This window comes from Streptomyces sp. NPDC048196, assembly GCF_040652715.1.
Classification (GTDB): domain Bacteria; phylum Actinomycetota; class Actinomycetes; order Streptomycetales; family Streptomycetaceae; genus Streptomyces; species Streptomyces siderophoricus.
The window spans coordinates 1-6,176 of record NZ_JBEZMM010000108.1; the positions used below are offsets into that span (position 1 = coordinate 1).

The following is a 6,176-nucleotide window of genomic DNA, read 5'->3' on the forward strand; positions in this document are numbered from 1 at the left end:
GTTTGGGACTGCTGTCGCTTTACGTCCCAAACACCGGCCCCTCCGGCCCGTCCCCTCCCGTTGGGGGATGGGAAGAAGGTGGGTGGGGGCGGGCGTTGGGGATACAAGGGGTCCTTGGGACCCGTAGGGGTGGGTCGAACAGATCCCGTAAGGGTTGTGAGGGCCCCCTGCGGGGCCACAACTGGACGCGACGGGCGAGGTATTCCCGAGACCTCACGGCACGTGGTGCTCGCGCGACGACGCGCGCCCCCACTCACCCGCACACTCCCCCAACGGGAGGGGACGGGCCGGAGGGGCCTGGTGTGTGGACGTAAAGCGTCAGCAGTCCACACACCAGGCCCCGGAGGCCAGTCACCGCACCCACCACAAACCCAGCCCGCCGCAGGCGCAACGGCCAGACGACCCGCGGCGGGACGGCCAAGTACGTGCGGGGCGCCGCAAAGCGCGCAACGACGAGCAAGCCCCGCGGCGGGTCGGCCAGGTACGTGCGAGGCGCCGCCAAGCGCAGCGCCCCCGCGGCGGGAAAGCCAGCTACGTACGCGGCGCCGCAAAGCGGTAACGGCGAGCAAGCCCCGCGGCGGGAAACCCAGCTACGTACGCGGCGCCGCAAAGCGCAACGGCGAGACGCCCCGCAGCGGGAAAGCCAGCTACGAGCGGGGCGCCGCCAAGCGCGCAACGGCGAGCAACCCCCGCGGCGGGAAAGCCGGCTACGTACGCGGCGCCGCCAAGCGCAGCGCCCCGCGGCGGGACAGCCAGGTACGTGCGAGGAGAAAAGTCACCGCACCGGCTCGCGTCGTTTTTGGGCGTGGTCGCTGATGCGTAGCAGTACCGCCACCATCACCCAGTTCGCGACCAGCGACGAACCTCCCTTGGCGAGGAAGGGGAGGGCCTTGCCCGTGAGGGGGATGAGGCCGGTGACGCCGCCGGAGACGACGAAGACCTGGAGCAGCAGCGCGCCGGCGAGGCCGACCGCGAGGAGTTTGCTGAAGGGGTCGCGGGCGGTCAGCCCCACCCGCAGGCCGCGCTGGGCGAGCAGGACGTAGAGCATCAGGACGGCCATCACCCCGGCGAGGCCCAGTTCCTCGCCGACGGTGGTGAGGATGAAGTCGCTGTTGCCGGCGAAGCCGATCAGCTCGGGGTGGCCCTGGCCCAGGCCGGTGCCGCTGATGCCACCGCTGCCGAAGCTGAAGAGTGCCTGGCCGAGCTGGTTGGACATCCCCTCGGCGATGCCCTGTTTGGTGAACGCGCGCATGGGGTCCAGCCAGGCGGTGACCCGGCCGTGCACATGCGGTTCGAGGGAGCCGACGACGGCCGCGCCGGCGATGGCCATCAGCAGACCGCACACCACCCAGCTGGTGCGGCCGGTGGCCATGTAGAGCATGATCACGAAGACGCCGAAGAAGATCAGCGAGGTGCCCAGGTCCCGTTCGAAGATCAGCACCAGCAGGCTGATCGCCCAGATCGTGAAGATCGGGCCGAGCTGCCGCCCGGGGGGCAGCTGGATGCCCATGACGCGGCGGCCGGCCAGGGCCAGGGCGTCGCGGTTGACGGTGAGGTAGCCGGCGAAGAACACCGAGATCATGATCTTCACGAACTCACCGGGCTGGAGCGACAGCGGCCCGAGCAGGATCCACCGCTTCGCGCCGTACATGTCCGCGCCGAAGAAGGCCGGCGCCATCAGGAGCACCAGCGCCACCGCCATCGTCAGATAGATGTAGCGCTGCAGGATGCGGTGGTCACGCAGCACCAGCAGGATGGCGATGCAGACCGCCACCCCGATCACCGTCCACACCAGCTGCCCGCTGGCCGCCTCGGCGATCTTCGGGTGGCGGGTCTGGGCGTACGTGACGTCCAGGCGGTGCAGCAGCACCAGGCCGATCCCGGTCAGCAGCGTCGCCAGCGGCAGGATCAGCGGGTCGGCGCGCCGGGCGAAGCGGCGCAGGACCAGGTGCGGGACCAGTGCCACGAAGAGCATGCTGATCGCGAAGCCGGGCAGCCCGCCGGGCAGCCGGCCGGTCATCGACAGGCCGGTGTACGCGTAGCCGAAGACGGCGATCGCGACGACGAGGGCGAGCAGCCGGGCCTCGGTCCGCCGGCGGTTCGGTGCCTGGGCGAGCGCGGCGAACGTCATGGTGCGTTCGGCATCGCTCTCCGGCTCCCCGGCCGCCCGGGAAGCGCTGGTCAGTCCACGCACGGGTTCCTCCGCCATCGATGGTCAGGGCCGCCGGCCCGGAACCGGGTCGCACATGTTGCACGCACGTCGCGCACGCCCCACGCGTCGGCTGCGTGGTGCGTCTGGCACCTCGCAAGCGTGGAGACGTCGCACGCGTCGCGCGCACGGTTCACCGGCTCGGCAGTCGGGGAGGTAGACGAAGCAGCCGGTGGCGTGGTTGCGAGGGAAGGGGAAGGTGTGTCCGATTTGGCGGGGATTCCCGCCGCCCGGCCGCCTGGTACGGACCGGCGGTCAACCCGCGTCGCACGATGCACCCTCGCCGCGCTGGCACTCCGCTTGACCGAGTGCTAACCGCGTCATAGTCTCGGCGTTGGCACTCTCCGAGGGGGAGTGCCAGATACACAGCGACGGGCAGGTCCGGCACCCGCGACGACGGATCCACCTGGTCGCCACCTCAGACAGTTAACCCCGTGAGATCTCCGAAGGGGGAGGTCGGATCGTGACGACCGCCAGCTCCAAGGTTGCCATCAAGCCGCTCGAGGACCGCATTGTGGTCCAGCCGCTCGACGCCGAGCAGACCACGGCTTCGGGCCTGGTCATTCCGGACACCGCCAAGGAGAAGCCCCAGGAGGGCGTCGTCCTGGCCGTGGGCCCGGGCCGCTTCGAGGACGGCAAGCGCGTCGAGCTCGACGTCACCGTTGGCGACGTCGTGCTTTACAGCAAGTACGGCGGCACCGAGGTGAAGTACAACAACGAGGATTACCTCGTTCTCTCGGCTCGCGACGTTCTCGCGATCGTCGAGAAGTAAGTCACCCGGATTTGCCGTGATCTGCGCCCCTGGTTCCCGCGTCTAAACAACCCGGGGCAGGGGCGCAGTTCCGTTTGAGACAGCGGTCCCCACTGCGTGCCGAGGATCGCAATGAGAGGACTTGAAGCAACCCATGGCGAAGATCCTGAAGTTCGACGAGGACGCTCGTCGCGCCCTTGAGCGCGGCGTCAACAAGCTTGCCGACACGGTCAAGGTGACGATCGGCCCCAAGGGCCGCAACGTCGTCATCGACAAGAAGTTCGGCGCCCCGACCATCACCAACGACGGTGTCACCATCGCCCGTGAGGTCGAGGTCGACGACCCGTACGAGAACCTGGGCGCCCAGCTCGTCAAGGAGGTGGCGACCAAGACCAACGACATCGCGGGTGACGGCACCACCACCGCCACCGTGCTGGCCCAGGCGCTGGTCCGCGAGGGCCTCCGCAACGTCGCCGCGGGTGCTTCCCCGGCCGCCCTGAAGAAGGGCATCGACGCCGCCGTCAAGGCCGTGTCCGAGGAGCTCCTCGCGACCGCCCGGCCGATCGACGACAAGACCGACATCGCCGCCGTGGCCGGCCTGTCCGCGCAGGACAAGCAGGTCGGCGAGCTCATCGCCGAGGCGATGGACAAGGTCGGCAAGGACGGTGTGATCACCGTCGAGGAGTCCAACACCTTCGGCCTGGAGCTCGACTTCACCGAGGGCATGGCCTTCGACAAGGGCTACCTCTCGCCGTACATGGTCACCGACCAGGAGCGTATGGAGGCCGTCCTCGAGGACCCGTACATCCTGATCCACCAGGGCAAGATCGCCTCGATCCAGGACCTGCTGCCGCTGCTGGAGAAGGTCATCCAGGCGGGTGGCTCCAAGCCGCTGCTGATCATCGCCGAGGACGTCGAGGGCGAGGCCCTGTCGACCCTGGTCGTCAACAAGATCCGCGGCACCTTCAACGCGGTGGCCGTCAAGGCCCCCGGCTTCGGTGACCGCCGCAAGGCGATGCTCGGCGACATGGCCACCCTCACCGGTGCCACCGTCATCGCCGAGGAGGTCGGCCTCAAGCTCGACCAGGCCGGTCTGGACGTGCTGGGCTCCGCCCGCCGCGTGACCGTCACCAAGGACGACACCACCATCGTCGACGGCGGTGGCAAGGCCGAGGACGTCGCCGGCCGCGTCGCCCAGATCAAGGCCGAGATCGAGACCACCGACTCCGACTGGGACCGCGAGAAGCTCCAGGAGCGCCTCGCCAAGCTCGCCGGCGGCGTGTGCGTCATCCGTGTGGGTGCGGCCACCGAGGTCGAGCTCAAGGAGAAGAAGCACCGTCTGGAGGACGCCATCTCCGCGACCCGCGCCGCGGTCGAGGAGGGCATCGTCTCCGGTGGTGGCTCCGCGCTGGTCCACGCCGCCAAGGTGCTGGACGGCTCCCTCGGCAAGGAGGGCGACGAGGCCACCGGTGTCGCCGTCGTCCGCCGCGCCGTCGTCGAGCCGCTGCGCTGGATCGCGGAGAACGCCGGCCTCGAGGGCTACGTCATCACCGCGAAGGTCGCCGAGCAGGACAAGGGCCAGGGCTTCAACGCCGCCACCGGCGAGTACGGCGACCTGGTCAAGGCCGGCGTCATCGACCCGGTGAAGGTCACCCGCTCCGCCCTGGAGAACGCCGCCTCCATCGCCTCGCTGCTCCTGACGACCGAGACCCTCGTCGTCGAGAAGCCCGCCGAGGACGAGCCCGCCGAGGCCGGCCACGGCCACGGCCACGCGCACTGACGCGCCGTACGGGCCAGGGGCGGCACCCCGCCGCCCCTCGCTGACCCACGGAACCCGGTCCCGCTTCGGCGGGGCCGGGTTCTGGGTTTCGGGGCCTTGGTCTCCGGGGCTTTACGGCTCGGGCGGCGGTCCGGCCGGGCGGGCGGGTCAGGCCGAGTGGCGCAGATCCTCCGGGCGGACCGGGTCGGTGAACGGGAGGCCGTGGCCGTAGCGTTCGAGGGCATCCAGCGCGTGGTCGGCCAGGCGATGGAGCTCGGTGCCGAGGGAGCCGGCGACGTGCGGGGTGAGCAGCACGTTCGGCAGGTCGTACAACGGCGAGTCGGCGGGCGGGAGTTCGGGCTCGGTGACGTCCAGGACCGCGTTGAGGCGGCCGGTGAGCAGCTCGGGCAGCAGGGCCGTCCCGTCGACGAGTGAGCCGCGGGCGGTGTTGATCAGCGTCGCCCCGTCCGGCATCAGGGCCAGTTCCCGTACGCCGAGCATATGGCGGGTCGCGGGCAGCTGCGGCGCGTGCACGGTGACCACGTCGCTGTCCGCGCACAGCGTGTCCAGCGGCACCGGTCGGGCGCCCAGACGGGCGGCCTCGGCGGCGTCGACGTACGGGTCGTGCAGCAGCACGCGCAGGTCGAAGGGGCGCAGCAGTTCCATGACGCGGCGCCCGATGCGGGAGGCGCCGATGACGCCGACGGTGCGGTGGTAGTTGCCGGCGCCGGCGAGTTCTTGCTGCCAGTCGTGCGGGCCGCGCACGGTGCGGTAACGGTGCGCGGAGTGCAGCACCCCCTTGTTGGCGAGCAGGATCGCGGCGAGCGTGTACTCGGCGACGGGCAGTGCGTTGGCGGCGGCGGCCGAGGTGACCGCGAGGCCGCGTTCCCAGCAGGCGTCGGTGAGGTGGTGTTTGACCGAACCGGCGGCGTGGATGACGGCGCGCAGCCGGGGCGCCGCGTCCAGCACCCGCGCGGTGAGCGGCGGCGCGCCCCAGCAGGTGAGCAGGACCTCGGCGTCGGCGAGGGCGGCGGCGACCACGGGGGGCGGGTCGGCCAGCTCGTGCGCGACGAGGCGGGGATCGGTGCGGGCGAGCGCCGCGAGGCGACTGCGGTGGCGAGTGTCGAGCAGCCGGTCGGCGATGCCGGGCCCCATCGACAGCAGCAACGCGGGCCGTACCGAGGGCGTTTCCGCAGGTCCGTCGTGATTGTCAGTGGTGGGGTGCATAGTGAGAACGGTGCTCCTTCGCAGTAAGCCCGTCGTACCTCGTCACTTGCCGCCGCCGGCGAGGCCGGGCCTCCCAGTGTCGCCGGAGGGCGACGAAGACGACTACCCCGCCGTCCTCAACAACGCCCGCCCCCACCCACCCGCACACTCCCCCAACGGGAGGGGACGGGCCGGAGGGGCCGGTTGTGTGGACGAACACCTCGGCCGCGGTGTTGAGCAGTTCGCGGCGG

General features: G+C 70.7%; 4 protein-coding genes. 2 read left to right on the top strand and 2 right to left on the bottom strand.

Annotation, left to right across the window (positions count from 1 at the left end):
- Nucleotides 1-775: 775 nt before the first annotated feature.
- Complete coding sequence (locus AB0E02_RS39210) at nt 776-2,131, bottom strand: FtsW/RodA/SpoVE family cell cycle protein (RefSeq protein ID WP_362149567.1); 1,356 nt, start codon at nt 2,129-2,131, stop codon at nt 776-778.
- A 541-nt stretch (nt 2,132-2,672) separates the two neighbouring features.
- On the opposite strand from AB0E02_RS39210, the gene groES reads away from it, so the two are divergent.
- Both groES and groL read left to right on the top strand, forming a co-directional pair.
- The gene (gene groES / locus AB0E02_RS39215) at nt 2,673-2,981 is read left to right on the top strand and encodes a co-chaperone GroES (protein ID WP_261957073.1); all 309 of its coding nucleotides are present in this window, start codon (nt 2,673-2,675) and stop codon (nt 2,979-2,981) included.
- Between the two features lie 133 nt (nt 2,982-3,114).
- The gene (gene groL, locus AB0E02_RS39220) at nt 3,115-4,740 is read left to right on the top strand and encodes a chaperonin GroEL (RefSeq protein WP_030417081.1); all 1,626 of its coding nucleotides are present in this window, start codon (nt 3,115-3,117) and stop codon (nt 4,738-4,740) included.
- 147 nt (nt 4,741-4,887) lie between these two features.
- On the opposite strand, the gene AB0E02_RS39225 is transcribed toward groL, so the two are convergent.
- Entirely contained in the window at nt 4,888-5,946 is a 1,059-nt protein-coding gene (locus AB0E02_RS39225; RefSeq protein WP_362149565.1) for a hydroxyacid dehydrogenase, read from the bottom strand.
- Between the last annotated feature and the right edge of the window lie 230 nt (nt 5,947-6,176).

Bases quoted from the DNA above. Each gene is read 5' to 3' on its own strand.
- AB0E02_RS39225 (WP_362149565.1), bottom strand. From the start codon at position 5,946: ATGCACCCCACCACTGACAATCACGACGGACCTGCGGAAACGCCCTCG.
- groL (WP_030417081.1), top strand. From the start codon at position 3,115: ATGGCGAAGATCCTGAAGTTCGACGAGGACGCTCGTCGCGCCCTTGAG.
- AB0E02_RS39210 (WP_362149567.1), bottom strand. From the start codon at position 2,131: ATGACGTTCGCCGCGCTCGCCCAGGCACCGAACCGCCGGCGGACCGAG.